General features: G+C 70.3%; 12 protein-coding genes. 9 read left to right on the forward strand and 3 right to left on the reverse strand.

Features of this window, described 5'->3' with window-relative positions; translation table 11 throughout:
• Positions 1 to 69: 69 nt before the first annotated feature.
• Complete coding sequence (locus tag BIU99_RS18970) at positions 70 to 1,806, reverse strand: glycerol-3-phosphate dehydrogenase/oxidase (RefSeq protein WP_071262533.1); 1,737 nt, start codon at positions 1,804 to 1,806, stop codon at positions 70 to 72.
• A 134-nt stretch (positions 1,807 to 1,940) separates the two neighbouring features.
• On the opposite strand from BIU99_RS18970, the gene BIU99_RS18975 reads away from it, so the two are divergent.
• The 7 genes from BIU99_RS18975 to BIU99_RS19005 all read left to right on the forward strand — a co-directional run bounded on the left by BIU99_RS18975 (position 1,941) and on the right by BIU99_RS19005 (position 10,550).
• Positions 1,941 to 2,927 carry a sugar-binding transcriptional regulator gene (locus tag BIU99_RS18975; RefSeq protein WP_064294816.1) on the forward strand — a complete coding sequence of 329 codons (987 nt, stop codon included), beginning with the start codon at positions 1,941 to 1,943 and terminating at the stop codon, positions 2,925 to 2,927.
• A 332-nt stretch (positions 2,928 to 3,259) separates the two neighbouring features.
• Complete coding sequence (gene ribD / locus BIU99_RS18980; protein ID WP_071262534.1) at positions 3,260 to 4,336, forward strand: bifunctional diaminohydroxyphosphoribosylaminopyrimidine deaminase/5-amino-6-(5-phosphoribosylamino)uracil reductase RibD; 1,077 nt, start codon at positions 3,260 to 3,262, stop codon at positions 4,334 to 4,336.
• Between the two features lie 25 nt (positions 4,337 to 4,361).
• The gene (locus tag BIU99_RS18985) at positions 4,362 to 5,057 is read left to right on the forward strand and encodes a riboflavin synthase (protein ID WP_071262535.1); all 696 of its coding nucleotides are present in this window, start codon (positions 4,362 to 4,364) and stop codon (positions 5,055 to 5,057) included.
• On the forward strand, positions 5,054 to 6,337 hold the full coding sequence (locus BIU99_RS18990) for a bifunctional 3,4-dihydroxy-2-butanone-4-phosphate synthase/GTP cyclohydrolase II (RefSeq protein WP_064294814.1): 1,284 nt from the start codon (positions 5,054 to 5,056) through the stop codon (positions 6,335 to 6,337). Before BIU99_RS18985 ends, BIU99_RS18990 begins: the two co-directional genes overlap by 4 nt.
• An 82-nt stretch (positions 6,338 to 6,419) precedes the next feature.
• Entirely contained in the window at positions 6,420 to 6,890 is a 471-nt protein-coding gene (gene ribH / locus BIU99_RS18995; RefSeq protein ID WP_064294813.1) for a 6,7-dimethyl-8-ribityllumazine synthase, read from the forward strand.
• 202 nt (positions 6,891 to 7,092) lie between these two features.
• On the forward strand, positions 7,093 to 8,439 hold the full coding sequence (locus tag BIU99_RS19000) for an MFS transporter (RefSeq protein WP_064294812.1): 1,347 nt from the start codon (positions 7,093 to 7,095) through the stop codon (positions 8,437 to 8,439).
• A 182-nt stretch (positions 8,440 to 8,621) separates the two neighbouring features.
• Positions 8,622 to 10,550 (forward strand): ABC transporter ATP-binding protein, encoded by a 1,929-nt coding sequence (locus tag BIU99_RS19005; RefSeq protein ID WP_064294811.1) that lies wholly within the window; start codon positions 8,622 to 8,624, stop codon positions 10,548 to 10,550.
• A gap of 44 nt (positions 10,551 to 10,594) precedes the next feature.
• Here the strand turns inward: BIU99_RS19005 and BIU99_RS19010 are convergent, their stop codons facing one another.
• Positions 10,595 to 12,460 (reverse strand): phosphoenolpyruvate carboxykinase (GTP), encoded by a 1,866-nt coding sequence (locus BIU99_RS19010; RefSeq protein WP_071262536.1) that lies wholly within the window; start codon positions 12,458 to 12,460, stop codon positions 10,595 to 10,597.
• 123 nt (positions 12,461 to 12,583) lie between these two features.
• Here BIU99_RS19010 and BIU99_RS19015 point away from each other — a divergent pair, with 123 nt between their 5' ends.
• Positions 12,584 to 14,041, forward strand: coding sequence for a helix-turn-helix transcriptional regulator (locus BIU99_RS19015; RefSeq protein ID WP_071262537.1), 1,458 nt, complete (start codon positions 12,584 to 12,586; stop codon positions 14,039 to 14,041).
• Here BIU99_RS19015 and BIU99_RS19020 read toward each other — a convergent pair.
• Entirely contained in the window at positions 14,026 to 15,213 is a 1,188-nt protein-coding gene (locus BIU99_RS19020) for a DUF4192 family protein (protein ID WP_071262538.1), read from the reverse strand. The two genes, BIU99_RS19015 and BIU99_RS19020, sit on opposite strands and share 16 nt — an antisense overlap.
• A gap of 223 nt (positions 15,214 to 15,436) precedes the next feature.
• On the opposite strand from BIU99_RS19020, the gene BIU99_RS19025 reads away from it, so the two are divergent.
• Positions 15,437 to 17,161: a thiamine pyrophosphate-binding protein gene (locus tag BIU99_RS19025; protein WP_071262539.1), complete on the forward strand. Its 1,725-nt coding sequence runs from the start codon at positions 15,437 to 15,439 to the stop codon at positions 17,159 to 17,161.
• The last annotated feature ends 26 nt before the right edge of the window (positions 17,162 to 17,187 follow it).

Genomic DNA, 17,187 nt, shown 5'->3' on the forward strand with positions numbered 1-17,187 from the left:
TGACCAGTTGTTTGTAAGGTAGCCAGCTCCTGTTGCACAGGACAAGGGCCTTGCCTGCACATTCGTGCATTATGAGAACGCCGGGGCCTCCTTGGCGGCGTCGACCCGGAGGTCGACCTGGTGGGCGTCGCGCAGGCGGTCGAGCGCGGCGGAGATCTGCGCGGTCCGTTCGGCGTCGTCCCACCCGAGGACACCGCCGACGACGCGGGCGATCTCGTCGACGAGGCCGGCGGTCAGCGATCCGGTGAACGCGAGGCTCGTGCGGCGGTGCAGCACGTCGGAGAGGTGCACGACCTGCTCCTGCTCGACGAGGTACTCCAGCTCCTGCACGCTGTAGTCGGCATCGCCCTGCAAGCGGTCATCGCCGTGCTCGGACAGGTGCTCGAGGAGTGCGGCGGCCTTCGTGCCGTACCGGCCCAGCAGCTGCTCGGCGCGCTTGGCGCCGGTGCCGTCCTCGTGCGCGGCGACCCAGGTGCGCGTCGCGGCGTCGGTGCGCGGGAAGCCTGCGCCGCCACCGATCGCGAGTCCGAGGGTCTCCACGGGGCGCGGGGCTCCGATGGTGTTGAGCACGTCAGTGCTGAGGTGCTCGGCGAGGGCCCGGAAGGTGGTCCACTTGCCACCGACGAGGCTGAACACGGTGGTGGACGGACGTGCAGCGGCGGCCCGGCGCTCGATCCGGTAGTCGCGCGACACGAAGCCGGGGGCCTCGTCGTCGTGCTTCGGCAGCGGGCGGATGCCGGAGAACCGGTAGACGATCTGCTCACGCGAGGTCGCGATGGTCGGGAAGACGTGCTTCACGAGGTCGAAGAAGTAGTCGACCTCCTCCTCGGTGCAGACGCTCGGGGTGCTCGGGTCGGCGTCGATGTCGGTCGTGCCGACCATGACCTTGCCCTTGAGCGGGTAGATGAGGACGATGCGGCCGTCCTCGTGCTCGAAGAAGATCTCGCGCCCCTTGGTTGCCGCGTAGAGCTCCGGGTTGTCGAGGACGATGTGCGAGCCCTTCGTGCCGCCCATGTAGGTCGTCGGCTCGCCGAGGCCGGCGTTCGTGAGGTCGGTCCAGGGGCCGGAGGTGTTGACCACGACGTCGCTGGTCACGGTGAAGGTCTGGCCGGTGACCGTGTCGCGGAGCTCGACGCCGTCGGCACCCATGCCGACCGCCTCGACGTAGTTGACGGCGCGGGCGTGCGGGCCGGCGGCGAGGCCGTCCATGAGGACGTCGAGCGCGAGGCGCTCCGGGTCGTGCATGGAGGCGTCGTAGTAGGTCGCCGTGTACTTGAGGCCCGGGTTCATCCTCGGCAGGTCGGCGAGGGACTTCTTGCGGCCGTGGAAGCGGTGACGCGGCACGCTGCCCCCGTCACGGGAGAAGGAGTCGTACGCGGTGAGGCCGACCTTGATGAGCAGCGCGCCACGCTCCTGCGGCTTGCCCTGCTTGTGGGTGAGGAAGCGCAACGGTGCGGAGAGGATGCCGGAGAAGGTCGAGAAGATCGGGACCGTGGTCTCGAGCGGCTTCACGTAGTGCGGGGCGATCTTGATGAGCCCGTTGCGCTCCTGCACCGACTCCTGGACGAGGCGGAACTCTCCGTTCTCGAGGTACCGGATGCCGCCGTGGATCATGTGGCTCGACGCGGCGGAGGCGCCGGAGGCCCAGTCGTTGCGTTCCACGAGCGTGACGTCGACGCCCTGGAGCGCCAGGTCGCGGAAGGTCGCGATGCCGTTGATGCCGCCGCCGATGATGAGCACCGACGCCTGCGGGCGGTCGATGACGGACTGGACGGTGGAACGGGGAGCTGACGACTTGAGGGACATGAGATGCCTCGCTTCTTCGCGGTTGGAACGCGACGCTGCCGGGATTGCGCGCCGCTGAATGATGTGACTGAATACATCGTGACACCCGCTGCAACTCTGAACAGCCCTAGTGAACAAACGTGCAAGGAGACCCGATGTCGCTCGCAGACGCGCTCAGTCAGCCGGACCGGACGGCCGAGGCGCTCCGTGCCGCACAGCTGTATTACGTGCAGGACCTCACCATGGAGGCCATCGCCCAGGAGCTCCACACCTCCCGGTCGTCGGTGTCCCGCCTGCTCGGATATGCGCGGGAAAGCGGGCTCGTCGACATCCAGGTGCGCTCCCCGCACGACATGCCGTCGCGGCTCGAAGCGGAGTTCCGCGACCGGTTCGGCGTGACCGCCCACATCGTCCCGGTCCCCGACCACACGAGCGACATCGACCGTCTGGAGCGGGTCGCCCTCTCGGCTGCACGTTTTCTCGGCTCCGTGTTCGACTCGAACATGACGCTCGGCCTGGCATGGGGCTCGACCGTGAGTGCGGTGGCGAGGCACCTCACCCCCAAGCGGACCCACAACTCGCAGATCGTCCAGCTGAACGGTGCGGCCAACACGCGCACCTCGGGCATCCTCTACGCGAGTGAGATCCTGCATCGGTACGCGGACGCCTACGGGGCCTACGCGCAGCAGTTCGCGGTGCCGGCCTTCTTCGACGACCCGTCGACCAAGCTCGCCCTGTGGCGGGAGCGCAGCATCCGACGCGTGCTCGAGATCCAACGGCGCATGGACGTCGCGCTGTTCGGTCTCGGTTCGCAGCTCTCGGGCGTACCCAGCCACGTGTACGTCGGCGGCTACCTCGACGACAGCGACTTCGAGGCGCTCGCGAGCGCCGGGGCGGTCGGGGACGTCGCGACCGTCTTCTTCCGCGCCGACGGTTCGTGGCGGGACATCCCCTTCAACAACCGCGCATCCGGACCCGACCTCGACGTGCTGCGCGGGGTCTCCCGTCGGATCTGCGTGGTCGCCGGTGCCGCCAAGGTGCCGCCGCTTCTCGGGGCGTTGGCGGGAGGGCTCATCTCCGACCTCGTGGTCGACGAGGGAACCGCCCGCGCGGCGATCGATCAGCACGACGCCCAGCGCTGACCCCGGCCGCTTCAGGCGCTGCAACCGGGCGTCATCCGAACCGGGAATAGGGCACCCACTCAGCCCGTTGACCTAGAATCGACAACACGTAACGTGCTCCGGGGTCGGTGAGAGTCCGAACCGGCGGTGATAGTCCGCGACCCGTGTCTCGCGCAAGCGAGGCCCGGTTGACCTGGTGGAACTCCAGGACCGACGGTTATGAACGCGTCTGCTCGCAGACGGCGTTCGAGTCCGGATGGAAGGAAGCACGGGCGTCGGCCGATGGTCGACGCCGGCGAGCACCTGCCCGCGACCCCGGAACTCGTGTCAGTACCGACCGAGATGACGGACAGATGAGCGCAGGAACCGAGGCACCGCAGGCGAGTGTCCGCGAGGAGCAGGCCATGCTGCGCGCGCTCGAACTCGCCGCCAACGGCCCCGCCCGCGGCGTCAACCCCCGCGTCGGCTGCGTCATCCTCGACGCCGACGGCACCGTGCTCGCCGAGGGCTGGCACCGCGGAGCCGGCACCCCGCACGCGGAGGTCGACGCCCTGTCCCACCTCGCGCCCGGGGCGGCCCGTGGTGCGACCGCCGTCGTCACCCTGGAACCGTGCAACCACACGGGCCGGACCGGTCCGTGTGCCGTCGCCCTCCTCGAGGCCGGCGTCGAGCGCGTCGTGTTCGCCGTGGACGACCCCGGCCACCACTCCGGGGGTGGAGCGGAACGGCTCCGCGACGGCGGCGTGACCGTCATCGGCGGCGTGCTCGCCGGACCGGCGGAGGACCTCCTCGGTGACTGGCTCACCACCGCCCGCCTCGGGCGTCCGCTCGTCACCGTGAAGTGGGCCTCGAGTCTCGACGGGCGGATCGCCGCGAGCGACGGCACGAGCCGCTGGATCACCGGCGATGCCGCACGCGACGACGTCCACCGTCGGCGGGCCGCCCACGACGCGATCCTCGTCGGCACGGGGACGGTCCTCGCCGACGACCCGAGCCTCACCGCTCGCGACGACCGCGGCGACCTCCTGCCCGAGCAGCCCCTGCCCGTCGTCATGGGCGATCGCCCGATCCCCCGGGACGCCGCCGTCCACCGCCACCCCCGGCCGGTCGTCCTCCACCACGGGCATGATCCGGCCGCGCTGCTCGCCGAGCTCCGCGCCGCGGGCGTCCGGAGCGTGTTCATCGAGGGCGGCCCGACCATCGCCACGGCGTTCCTCCGCGCAGGACTCGCCGACACGGTCCTCACCTACCTCGCCCCCGTGCTCCTCGGCGGCCCTCGCCTCGCGATCGGCGACCTCGGTGTCGACAGCATCGGCGAAGCGATCCGACTCACCACCGTCGGCGTCGAACCACTCGGCGACGACCTCCTCGTCATCACGACACCCGACCGCAGCGCCTCCGCCTCGGCCGCCCACGACCTCACCGCCTGACCCCCCCCCAGAGAACGGACCACCCATGTTCACGGGCATCATCGAAGAACTCGGCACCATCGTCGCCATCGACCACGGCGACGACTCGGCACGTTTCACCGTCCGTGGCCCGCTCGCCCTCGAGGGCACCCGGCACGGGGACTCCATCGCCGTGAGCGGTGTCTGCCTCACCGTCGTCGAGCAGACCGGTGAGACGTTCACGGCCGACGTCATGGCCCAGACCCTCGCGATGAGCTCGCTCGACGGCGTCACGGTCGGATCTCCGGTCAACCTCGAACGTGCGGCCCGCGTCGGCGACCGCCTCGGTGGACACATCGTCCAAGGGCACGTCGACGGCACCGGCACCGTCCTGGCCACGGTGCCCGGCGAGGCCTGGCGCATCGTGCGTGTCTCGCTCCCCGCGGCACTCGCGCCGCTCGTCGTCGACAAGGGGTCGATCACCGTCGACGGCGTCTCGCTCACCGTCAGCGCCATCAGCGCACCGGACGCACCGGAGGCCTGGTTCGAGGTGTCCCTCATCCCCGAGACGCTGGCCGCGACGACGCTCGGCGATCGGGTCCCCGGCGACCGTGTGAACCTCGAGACCGACATCCTCGCCCGGCACGTCGAGCGCATGCTCGTCTTCAGCCGTCTCGAGTCGGCACTCCCCAGCAGCATCGGCCAGGATCCGCAGTCCGCGGACCCGGTCGGCACCACCGCCACCGGAAGGGGCAACGTATGAGCATCGCCAGCATCCCGGAGGCCCTCGAGGCACTCCGCCAGGGCCGTCCGGTCATCGTGGCCGACGACGAAGGCCGAGAGAACGAGGGCGACGTGATCCTCGCTGCGGAGTCCGCCACCCAGGAGTGGATCGCGTGGACGGTCCGGCACTCCTCCGGATTCATCTGCGCACCGATGACGAACGAGATCGCCGACCGGCTGGCCCTCCCGCCGATGGTCGCGCTCAACGAGGACCCCAGAGGCACCGCGTACACCGTCACGGTCGACGCGGCCGACCGGCTCAGCACCGGCATCAGCGCCGCCGACCGCGCCCACACCCTGCGCGTGCTCGCCGACCCGGCGTCCGTGCCTGCCAGTCTCTCGCGCCCCGGACACATCGTCCCGTTGCGCGCCGTCGACGGCGGGGTGCGCGAGCGCGACGGGCACACGGAGGCGGCCGTCGACCTCATGAAGCTCGCGGGGCTCGTCCCGGTCGGGGCGATCTCCGAGATCGTCGCCGACGACGGCGAGATGATGCGTCTGCCCGGCCTCATCGCGCTCGGCGAGCGGGAGGGTGTGCTCGTCACGACGATCGCCGCGCTCGTCGCGTTCCTCGAGGAGAACCCCGACGCGGCCGCGGTCTGCGCCGAGGAACGAGCCGCCCAGGCGGCCATCCCCGAGTCGTCGAACGTGTCCTTCGAGGTGGAGACGACCGTCCCGACGACGCACGGCTCGTTCCGGTTGCGCGCCTACCGCGACCGCAGGACCGGTGCCGACCACGTCGCCATCATCGCCGGCGACCCGCAGGCCACCGGTGCGCTCGTGCGCGTCCACTCGGAGTGCCTGACCGGCGAGGCGTTCGGCTCGCTCAAGTGCGAGTGCGGTCCGCAGCTCGACAGCGCCCTCGACACCATCCAGCGCCACGGCGGTGTCGTCGTCTACCTGCGTGGGCACGAGGGGCGCGGCATCGGTCTCGTCAACAAGCTGCGTGCGTACCGGTTGCAGGAGGACGGTCTCGACACCCTCGACGCCAACCTCGCGCTCGGGCTGCCGGCCGACGCCCGCGACTACACGGCGGCGAGCGCGATCCTGACGGACCTCGGCATCACCTCCGTGCGCCTGCTCTCGAACAACCCGGAGAAGGAGCGACAGCTCACGAACCACGGCATCGCCGTGAGCGAGCGCGTCCCGCTGGTGGTCGGCGTCGGCCTGTTCAACGAGGGCTACCTCGAGACGAAGCGCGACCGCATGGGCCACAGCATCGGCTTCGAGCTCGCACCGGAACCGCACCCGCACCAGTAGTCCACCATCGCTCCTCGATTCCTTCGAGGAGCGGCAACACCACCAACCCCCGATGCGCTCGGGGACGAAGACAGGAGACCGCATGAGCGGCGAAGGATCCCCCACCATCAGCGTCGACGGCACCGGCCTCGACATCGTCGTCATCGCCGGCACCTGGCACGAGACCATCACCGACGGTCTCATCGCCGGAGCCGTCAAGGCCCTCGATGCGAGCGGTGCCAACCATCGCCTCGTGCGGGTACCCGGGAGCTTCGAGCTCCCGGTCGTCGCCAAGGCCGCCCTCGAGGCCGGGGCCGACGCGGTCGTCGCCCTCGGCGTCATCATCCGCGGTGGCACGCCGCACTTCGAGTACGTCTCCGACGCCGCGACGAGCGGCCTCACCCAGGTCAGCATCCAGACGGGCAAGCCCGTCGGCTTCGGTGTCCTCACCCTCGACGACGAGAAGCAGGGGCTCGACCGCGCGGGGCTTCCCGGGTCGAAGGAGGACAAGGGGGCGGAGGCCGCCGATGCCGCCGTCGCCACCGCGGTCGTGCTCCGCGAACTGCGCGGCTGACTCGAGCGCGTCGCATCACGCGGTATTCCGGTATCGGCATCCGCCCCGCTGGGCAACCGAATACCGGAATGCCGCACTTCGGCGTACAGTGTCATGGTCCTGCCACAAGCGGGCGAACCCCTGATCCTGCCGTCGTCGGCGGGCGTGCGCGACCGGTGCTGATGCTTCGACGGCGTCCATCACCGAACCGAAACGCGCACGCATGTCTCTCGAAGCAACCCCAGTCACCAAGGCCCCGGTCAATCCGCGCTCTCGTGTCGTCCTCGCCAGCCTCATCGGCACGACGATCGAGTTCTACGACTTCTACGTCTACGCGACGGCCGCCGTCCTCGTCTTCCCGCACCTCTTCTTCCCGAGTGAGGACCCGACCGCGGGTCTCCTCGCCTCCTTCGCCGTGTTCGGCGCCGCGATGGTGGCACGCCCCGTCGGTGCCGTCATCTTCGGGCACCTCGGCGACAAGCGCGGTCGGAAGGCGACACTCGTCGGTGCCCTCCTCACCATGGGGATCGCGACCTTCCTCATCGGCCTCCTGCCGACCTACCAGCTCGTCGGCTGGGTCGCCCCGCTGCTGCTCGTGATCCTCCGCATCGGTCAGGGCTTCGCGCTCGGCGGCGAATGGTCGGGTGCCGCCCTCGTTGCGACCGAGAACGCGCCGACCGGCAAGCGTGCCCTGTTCGGCACGTTCCCGCAGCTCGGTGCGCCGATCGGCTTCATCATCGCCAACGGACTCTTCCTGATCATCGCGGCTATCCTGCCGAGCGACGACCCGTCCATGCCGTCCGAGGCGTTCCTCGAGTGGGGTTGGCGCATTCCGTTCCTGTTCTCCGTCGTCATGGTGATCGTCGGCCTCTGGGTCCGACTCCGCCTCGTCGAGAGCAACGCGTTCACGAACGCGAAGGAGCAGGGCAAGGTGCAGCGGTCGCCGCTCGCGAGCGTCGTCAAGCTGCACTGGCGCAAGCTGCTCCTCGGCACCTTCTTCATGCTCGCCACCTACGTCCTCTTCTACCTGATGACGACGTTCTCGCTGAGCTACGGCCGTGCGCCGCTCGACGCACCGGTCGCCGGCCTCGGCTACAGCTACACGACCTTCGTCCTCATGCTCATCGCCGGCGTGGTCTTCTTCGGGATCTTCACGCTCGTGTCCGGCCCCTTCGCCGACAAGTACGGACGCCGGAGGACGCTCATCGTCGTGACGAGCGCGATCCTCGTGTTCGGGCTCGTCTGGGTTCCGCTGCTCGGCGCCGGGTTCACCGGGGTCATGATCTGGCTCATCATCGGGTTCAGCCTCATGGGGTTCACCTTCGGACCGATGGGCGCCCTGCTGCCCGAGCTGTTCCCGACGAACGTGCGGTACACCGGGTCGGGGATCTCGTACAACGTGTCGTCGATCCTCGGCGCAGCGGTCGCACCGTTCATCGCCGTCGCACTGTGGAGTGCCGGCGGCGGCAGCCCGTTCTGGGTCGGCGTCTACCTCTCGGTGATGGCCCTGATCACGCTCGTCGCCCTCATCGTCTCCAAGGAGACCAAGGACGTCGACATCGACGCCTGATCGAGGCGATCACCGAGGGCCGGTGCGTGGAGGACACCTCCGCGCACCGGCCCTTGCTGCGTAGGCGCTCGGCGCGTCGGCTTCGGGCTCGGCGCGTGCGACCGTCGCCTAGAGTTGAACCACGGTGCGCCGTCGCCATGGACGTCTCGGAGCCGCGCACCGCACCTCGGAGGAAGAGCACCATGAGCACCCCAGCGCGCCCGGCACGCAGCCGCAACCCGTTCAGCCGACCGAAGGACGACGGTCCCCGCGCGAGCCTCAAGCAGCTCATGCCGTACATCTTCGAGCACCGCTCGATCCTCATCGTCGTCATCATCCTGAGCGTCATCGGAGCAGCCGCGTCACTCGCCCAGCCGCTCATCGTCAGCCAGGTGATCGGGGTCGTCGAGGCGGGCCGGTCGCTCGGCAACCTGGCGTGGCTCCTCGTCGGGCTCGTCGTGGTCTCCGGCGTCATCAGCGGGTATCAGCACTACCTGCTGCAGCGCGCAGGCACCGGGGTCGTCTACTCCTCACGGCGCCAGCTCATCGCGCGCATCTTCCGGCTGCCGATCAGCCAGTTCGACACGCGCCGCACCGGCGACCTCGTCTCGCGGGTCGGCAGCGACACGACCATGCTCTACGCCGTCCTGACGCAGGGCTTCGTGGACGCCGTCGGCGGTGCCATCACCTTCCTCGGCGCACTCATCGCCATGGCGATCATCGACCCCGTCCTGCTGGGTCTCACCCTCCTCGTCGTCATCGTCTCGGTCGTCGTGGTCGTCGCGCTGAGCGGACGCATCCGCGTCGCCAGCCGCGAGCAGCAGACCAAGGTGGGTGAGCTCGCCGCCGCGGTCGAGCGGGCCATCAGCTCCATCCGCACCATCCGCGCGTCCAACGCGACCGACCGCGAGATCGACGCGGTGGACGGCGTGGCCAAGGAGGTCTACGGCGTGGGCGTGCGGATCGCGAAGATCTCCTCGCTGGTCGTCCCGGTCGCCGGCATCGCCATGCAGACCTCGTTCCTGGTCGTCCTCGGCGTCGGTGGGTTCCGCGTCGCGTCCGGGGCCATCACCATCGCGAGTCTCGTCGCGTTCATCCTCTTCCTGTTCATGATGATCATGCCGCTCGGTCAGGCCTTCGGTGCGATCACGAGCGTCAACCAGGCGCTCGGAGCGCTCGGCCGGATCCAGGAGATCCTCGACCTGCCCGACGAGGGCGACGACGACGCGGCCATCGCCGCGCGGGTCGGACGTCCCGGTGCCGCCTCAGCGTCCGCTCCGGCGATCGAGTTCGACGGGGTCGAGTTCGCCTACCCGGACGCGGCGGTCATCGAGCGCGAACGGGCCGCAGCGGAGGCACTCGCGACCGAGGCGCTGAGCGAGGGCACCAGCGCACCGGAGGTCGTCGCCGCCGACGCCGCCCGGCTCACCGAGGCGCAGTCGGCGCTCGGTCGTCAGGTGCTCCGTGGGGTGTCCTTCGCCGCGATGCAGGGCAGACGCACGGCGCTCGTCGGACCGTCCGGCGCCGGCAAGAGCACCATCCTCGGGCTCATCGAACGCTTCTACGACCCGACGGCCGGTGCCATCCGGCTGGGCGGCGTCGACATCCGCACGATCCCCCGCGCCGACCTCCGGGACCAGATCGGGTACGTGGAACAGGACGCCCCGGTCCTCGCCGGCACGCTGCGTGACAACCTGCTGTTGTCGTCACCGGATGCGAGCGACGCCGACTGCGAGCGCGTCCTGCATGCGGTCAACCTCGGCGGGGTCCTCGACCGCAACCCGCTCGGTCTCGCCGCTCCGGTCGGCGAGGACGGCATCATGCTGTCGGGTGGCGAGCGGCAACGCCTCGCCATCGCTCGCGCCATCCTCGCGGCTCCCCCGATCCTGTTGTTGGACGAGTCGACCTCGAGCCTCGACGGTGTCAACGAGCAGATGATGCGCGAGGCCATCGACGCGGTCGCGACGGGGCGCACACTCATCGTCATCGCGCACCGGCTCTCGACCGTCGTCGACAGCGATCAGATCGTCGTCCTCGAGGAGGGTCGGGTGGTCGGCGTCGGCACCCACAGCGACCTCGTGACCGAGGTCCCGCTCTACCGCGAACTCGCCAAGCACCAGCTCCTCGTGTGACGCTCCGCTCGCCCGACCGTCGTCGGGGGGGGCGAGCGGACGCATCAGGATCGGAGGCGGTAGCGCAGGGCGGCGAGTTCCGCACGGAGGGCGGCCGGGACGCGGCTGCCGAAGGTGTCGAAGAAGGACTCGGTGAGGTCGCACTCGACGAGCCAGGACTCGCGATCGACGGCGAACAGGGCGTCGAGGTCGGCCTCGGGCACGTCGATGCCGTCGAGGTTCAGCTCGTCGAGGACCGGCAACCGGCCGATCGCCGACTCCCGTGCGTCGACCTCGTGCTCAAGCCGCCGCACGATCCACTCGACGACCCGCGAGTTCTCGCCGAAGCCCGGCCAGAGGAAGGAGCCGTCGGCGTCCTTCCGGAACCAGTTGACCTGGAAGATCCGCGGCGCTTTGCCGTGCTCGAGTGCACCGCCCACTCGGAGCCAGTGACTCCAGTAGTCCGCCATATTGTAGCCGCAGAACGGGAGCATCGCGAAGGGGTCGCGACGGAGCTCCCCGACCGTGCCCTCGGCGGCGGCGGTCTGCTCGGAGGAGATCGTCGCCCCCATGAACACGCCGTGCTCCCAGCTGCTGGCCTCGACCACGAGCGGGACGTTCGTGGCACGACGCCCGCCGAAGAGGATCGCGTCGAGCGGGACGCCGTCGGCCGCGTCCCAGTCGTCGGCGATCGACGGGCACTGCGCCGCCGCGACGGTGAACCGCGAGTTCGGATGGGCCGCCGGGCGCCCCGACTCGGGCGTCCAGTCCTGCCCCTGCCAGTCGACGAGGTGGGCGGGCGGCTCGGGGGTCAGTCCCTCCCACCAGACGTCTCCGTCGTCGCGGAGCGCGACGTTCGTGAAGATCGTGTTGCCCCACAGGGTGTCGACGGCTGTCGCGTTCGTGCCGACGCCCGTGCCGGGTGCGACCCCGAAGAAGCCGGCCTCCGGGTTGATGGCGTACAGACGGCCGTCGTCGCCGGGTCGGATCCACGCGATGTCGTCGCCGAGGGTCTCGACCGTCCACCCGGGGATCGTCGGACGCAGCATCGCCAGGTTGGTCTTGCCACAGGCCGAGGGGAACGCGGCGGCGATGTGGAACGCCCGGCCCTCCGGCGAGACGACCCGGACCAGCAGCATGTGCTCGGCCAACCAACCCTCGTCGCGTCCGATGACCGAGGCGATCCGCAGTGCGAAGCACTTCTTCGCGAGGAGTGCGTTACCGCCGTAGCCGGAGCCGAAGGACCACACTTCGCGCGTCTCCGGGAACTGGACGATGTACTTGGTGTCGTTGCACGGCCAGACCACGTCGGCCTGCCCCGCGTCGAGCGGGGCGCCGACCGAGTGGACGGTCCTGACCCACGGTTGTCCGTCGGCGATGAGCTCCAGCACGCGGTCACCCATCCGCGTCATGATCCCCATGCTGAGCACCGCGTACGCCGAGTCGGTGATCTGCACGCCGAGCTGCGAAAGCGGCCCGCCGACCGCGCCCATCGAGAACGGCACGACGTACATCGTGCGACCGCGCATGCTGCCGGCGAAGACCCCGTGCAGTTCGTCACGCATCACCGCGGGATCCCGCCAGTTGTTGGTCGGGCCGGCGTCCTCCTCCTGCTCGGAGCAGATGAAGGTGCGGTCCTCGACGCGCGCGACGTCGCGCGGATCGCTGCGGGCGAGGAAACTGTTCGGCCGCCACTCGGGGTTGAGCTTGATCAGCTTCCCCTCCTCGACGAGCTGGTGGGTGAGCCGGTGCGACTCGCTCGCGGAGCCGTCGACCCAGTGGATCGCGGACGGCCCCAGGAGGGCCGCGAGGTCGTCGACCCAGGCGTGCAGCTCGGCGAGGCCGGTCCGCTTCGGGCGCGGCACCGCTCGGAGCTCCGCGCGGGCGGCGAGGGCGGGTGCGGTATCGGGAATCAGTTCGGCGATGGACATGCGTTCCTCCGGCGTTGGTGGGACGGTCAAGAAGTGGTCGTAGAGCCACCATGCGCCTGATTGTGTTGATCTTCACGGGTATTCACCCTTCAAGAATCGCGGTTCTTTCGATACGGTGAAGGAATGACGCCGACTCCCACATCGACCGCCGCTGCCGAACTCCTCACGCTCGGCCATCGGATCCGGCACTTCCGGACCCGGCGAGGCCTCACCCTCGACGACCTCGGCGAACGGGTCGGGCTGGCGGCGAGCCAGCTCTCCCTCATCGAGAACGGGAAACGCGAGCCGAAGCTGTCGGTCCTGCAGGAGCTGACGACCGCGCTCGGGGTCGACCTGACCGACCTGCTGTCGAAGGAGGCACCGAACCCCCGCGCGGCACTGGAGATCGAGCTGGACCGCCTCCAGCGCAGTGCCCTCTACGGCGAGTTGACCCTGCCGATCGTCAAGCCGTCGAAAGGCATCCCCGACGAGGCTCTCCGCGCACTCGTGGGCCTGCACCGCGAACTGCAGCGGCACGCGAGCGAGGCGATCGCGACCCCGGAGGAGGCGCGGCGTGCCAACACCGAGTTGCGGGAGTGGATGCGGGAGCGCGACAACCACCTGCCCGAGATCGAGGAACTCGCGGAGTCGCGCGTGCTGCGCGCCGGGCACAGCACCGGCGCACTCACCCACCGCACGGTGAGCATCATGGCGGAACAGCTCGGCTTCGACCTCATCTACGTCAACGACCTGCCGCACTCCGCCCGCAGCGTCACCGATCTCGAGAACGGGCGCATCTACCTGCCACCGGCCTCGATCCCCGGCGGACACGGCCTGCGGTCCATGGCCCTGCAGGCGATGGCGCACCGCCTGCTCGGGCACCAGCGTCCGACGAGTTACGCGGAGTTCCTCCGGCAACGGCTCGAGATCAACTACTTCGCTGCGGCGGCGCTCATGCCGCAGACGGCCGCGGTGTCGTTCCTGCAACAGGCCAAGCGCGACCGCAACCTGGCCGTCGAGGACTTCCGCGACGCCTTCGGGGTCACCCATGAGGCCGCGGCGCTGCGCCTGACGAACCTGGCGACCGCCCGGCTCGACATGCGCCTGCACTTCTTGCGGGTCTCCGAGGACGGGGCGATCTCGAAGGCCTATGAGAACGATGCGCTGCCGCTGCCCGTCGACGTGACTGGCGCGGTGGAGGGCCAGATCGTGTGCCGGAAGTGGAGCGCACGGAACGCCTTCGCGCGGACGAACCGCACCACGGAGCTCTACCAGTACACCGACACCCCGGCCGGTACCTTCTGGTGCGCGACGCAGACCGGCACGACCGAGGCCGGGGAGTTCTCGATCTCGGTCGGCGTGCCCTGGGGCGAGGCGAAGTGGTTCCGCGGACGGGAGACCACGACGCGTGCGGTCTCCACCTGCCCGGACCCGACCTGCTGCCGTCGACCGCCGTCGGACCTCGCCGACAAGTGGCGGGAGCAGGCCTGGCCGAGCGCCCGGTTGCACACCCACATCCTCTCCCCGCTGCCGAGCGGCACCTTCCCGGGCGTCGACGACTCCGAGGTCTACGACTTCCTGGAGCGTCACGCGGCGGGCTGATCGCTGGGGGCGGCCACACCGTCGCGTGTTCCCGGGGTGCTGCAGAACGCCCAGGCCGGGAGGTGCCCCTGGCGGATCAGCGACCCGACGGTCGCCGCCAGCGGGTGGTCCAGCTCCTCGTCGACCAGCTCGGCGAGGAAGGCGGTCGCGCGCGTGCTCTGGCCGAGCGCCCATGACAGCCAGGCGAGCATGGCGAGCGGCGCGACGCGTGCGGACTCCGACGCTCGCGCCGCGACGCCGAGGAGCAGGCTGCTCGCTGCACGGATGCGTTGGACGTCGGGATGCGGTCCGTCGCCGACCAGCAGGTGGGCGACCCGATGGAACACCTCCGGGTCGTCCGTCCCGACCGGCAGATGCCCGTACGCGCGTTCGGCGTCGTCGAGTTCCTCGCCCAGCTCGCGCCCGAACGCCCACTGCATGAGTGCGAGATCGCTCGCCCAAGGACGTGAGAGGCTCAGCAACAGGAAGGCCACTTCCCGGGCGGTCATCCCCTCGACGCCGCGGGCGAGCGCGTCCTCGAAGACCGCAGGAAGGCCGTCGAGTCGTTCCACGGCGTCTCCGACGTCGATCCGCCAGGTCATGCGGGCACGATCGGCGGCCTCGTCGAGCATGGAGGCCAGTCGAGCGCAGAGCACCCGGTACTCGAGGTCGACGGCTGCGAACGTCGCCACGTCCACCGACGGGACCTCGGTCGTGACGAGCTCCCAGGGGAGCGGTGGGACCGGCGGGACCGCCGCCGAGGCCACCATCGCCGGCGGACGCCCTCCGGCGGGGAGTCCGGGGTCGAGGTAGGAGCCCCAGCCGTCAGCGGCCGAGCAGAGGGCGTCTTTGACCGTGAAGCCCTGCGCGCTCGCCAGCTCGAGGACGGCGTCGGCGATCGTCCTGCCCGGCGGCTCCGCCCCGGCTCCGAATGCGTCGTCCGTGTAGACCACAGGCACGATGGCGTCGACACCCGGTGCCCGGCAGGCGAACCCGAGTGCTCGCTCCGCGGCGGCGTCCGCCACCTGCCGGTCGACGTCCGTTCCGGCAGGCAGGTGCACCTGGAGTGCGCCGCGGCTGTGACGGCCCGCGAACAGGACGACGACGAGACTCGATCTCGGAGTGCTTCCGACGAGTCCGGGGATGAGGGCGAGGAGGTCTTCGGCCGCGTTGGCCTGCACGATGTGGTTCATGGAGCCAGCCTCCGTCGAACCCGGGTCCGACTGTCCGGCAGGCGTCACGGATGTGGAGCGGATGCTGTCGCTGCCGCACTGTGCAGCGCGGTCGCCGCGGAGTAGAGTGTGCTCGTCAGACTCCGCAGCACGGGGGTCGTTGCTCGAAAAAAGGGCGATAGCGCGGCCAGCACCGGCGAGACACACACGGAATCCCATCCGTCCACGTTCTCGAAGGTCTCCCATGTCCGAACACGCTTCGTCGACCGTTCCCACGTCGACCCGCTCCTCCACCGTCTCCGCCCGGGTGGCACAGGCACTCAGCCGCCATGTCTCCGAGGTGTTCGGCGTCATGGGCAACGGCAACGCGCACCTCCTCGACGCACTCGCCACGACCAGAACCCGCTTCACCGCCATGCGTCACGAGGCCGGGGGCGTCGCCGCAGCCGACGCCTACGCCCGCGCCGGCGGCGGTCTCGCTGCCGCGACCGCGACCTACGGAGCCGGATTCACCAACACCCTGACGCCCCTCGCGGAGGCGGTGATGGCCCAGATCCCGCTGATCCTCGTCGTCGGTGACGCCCCGACCACCGGGGCCCGCCCCTGGGACGTCGACCAGTTCCAGATCGCCGCCGGGCTCGGTGCGCCGACCTTCACCGTCGGTCGTGACGACGCCACCGCGACCACGCTCCGCGCCATCGAGCACGCCGTCCACCGCCGGACCGCGGTCGTGCTCGCGATCCCCTACGACCTCGCCGCCGTGGCGTCCGACGAGCCGCTGCGAGCGGACGGGACACCACACCACCCGGCGCTCGTCCGGCCGTCCCGCGTGGAGCCCGTCGCGCGGCGCCTGGACACCGCCGCCGCCGCTCTGCGCGGCGCACACCGTCCGCTCATCCTGGCCGGGCGTGGAGCCTGGCTGGCCGACGCCGGACCGGTCCTCGGCGAGCTCGCCGAGCGGCTCGACGCCCACACCGCGACCACGGCGCTCGGACGCGGGCTCTTCGGTTCCAGCCCCCGCGATCTCGGGGTGGCCGGCGGCTTCGCGACGGAGCACGCCGCGATTCGCATCGCCGAGGCGGACGTCGCGCTCGTCGTCGGCGCCGGCCTCAACCAGTTCACGATGCGGTTCGGCGAGGCCTTCTCCCCCGCTGCCCACGTCATCCAGGTCGACCTCGCCGACGCCCCGACGAACGCCAGGGTCGACGAGCTCGTCCACGGTGACGCGGCCCTCGCAGCCGCAGGTCTCCTGGAACGGCTCTCCGACGGCGCGGGGTCCGGATGGGTCGCGTCGGCCGGTCACGCCCGCCCAGCACCGCACCTCGACCGCGACCTGGGTGACGACTCGTCCGGCGACGGACTGTGCGCCGACGGGCGCCTCGACCCGCGCAGCCTCGCGCATCGACTGGACGAGCTGCTCCCGGCCGACCGCACGGTCGTGCAGGACGGCGGCCACTTCATCGGCTGGGCGCCGATGTACTTCGACATCCCCTCCCCCGACCGCCTCGTCATGGTCGGGACGGCCTACCAGTCGATCGGGCTCGGGTTCCCGAGCGCGGTCGGTGCCGCGGCGGCCGGGCACACGGGCACCACCGTCCTCTGCACCGGCGACGGCGGCGGCCTCATGGCGCTCCCCGACCTCGACACCGTCATCCGCACGGTACCGAGCGGCGTGATCGTGGTCTTCAACGACGCCGCCTACGGAGCCGAGGTCCACCAGTACGGCTCACGTGGACTCGACCAGACCCCGATGCTCATCGACGAGGTCGACTTCGCCGCCCTCGCGCGGGCGTTGGGTGGCCAGGGCGTGACGATCGACACGCTCGCGGACCTCGACGGACTCACCGACTGGGTCCACGCCGGGGCGCAGGGCGTCCTGCTGCTCGACTGCCGCATCTCCACGAGCGTCGTCGCCCCGTACCTCTCCGAGATGATGCACCAGGGACCACGACCGGTGGCCGTCGACTGAGCCTGCGCCGCGCCACCGCGGGTATC

It is taken from the genome of Plantibacter sp. MMLR14_011, from assembly GCF_001865025.1.
In the GTDB taxonomy this organism is placed as follows: domain Bacteria; phylum Actinomycetota; class Actinomycetes; order Actinomycetales; family Microbacteriaceae; genus Plantibacter; species Plantibacter flavus_A.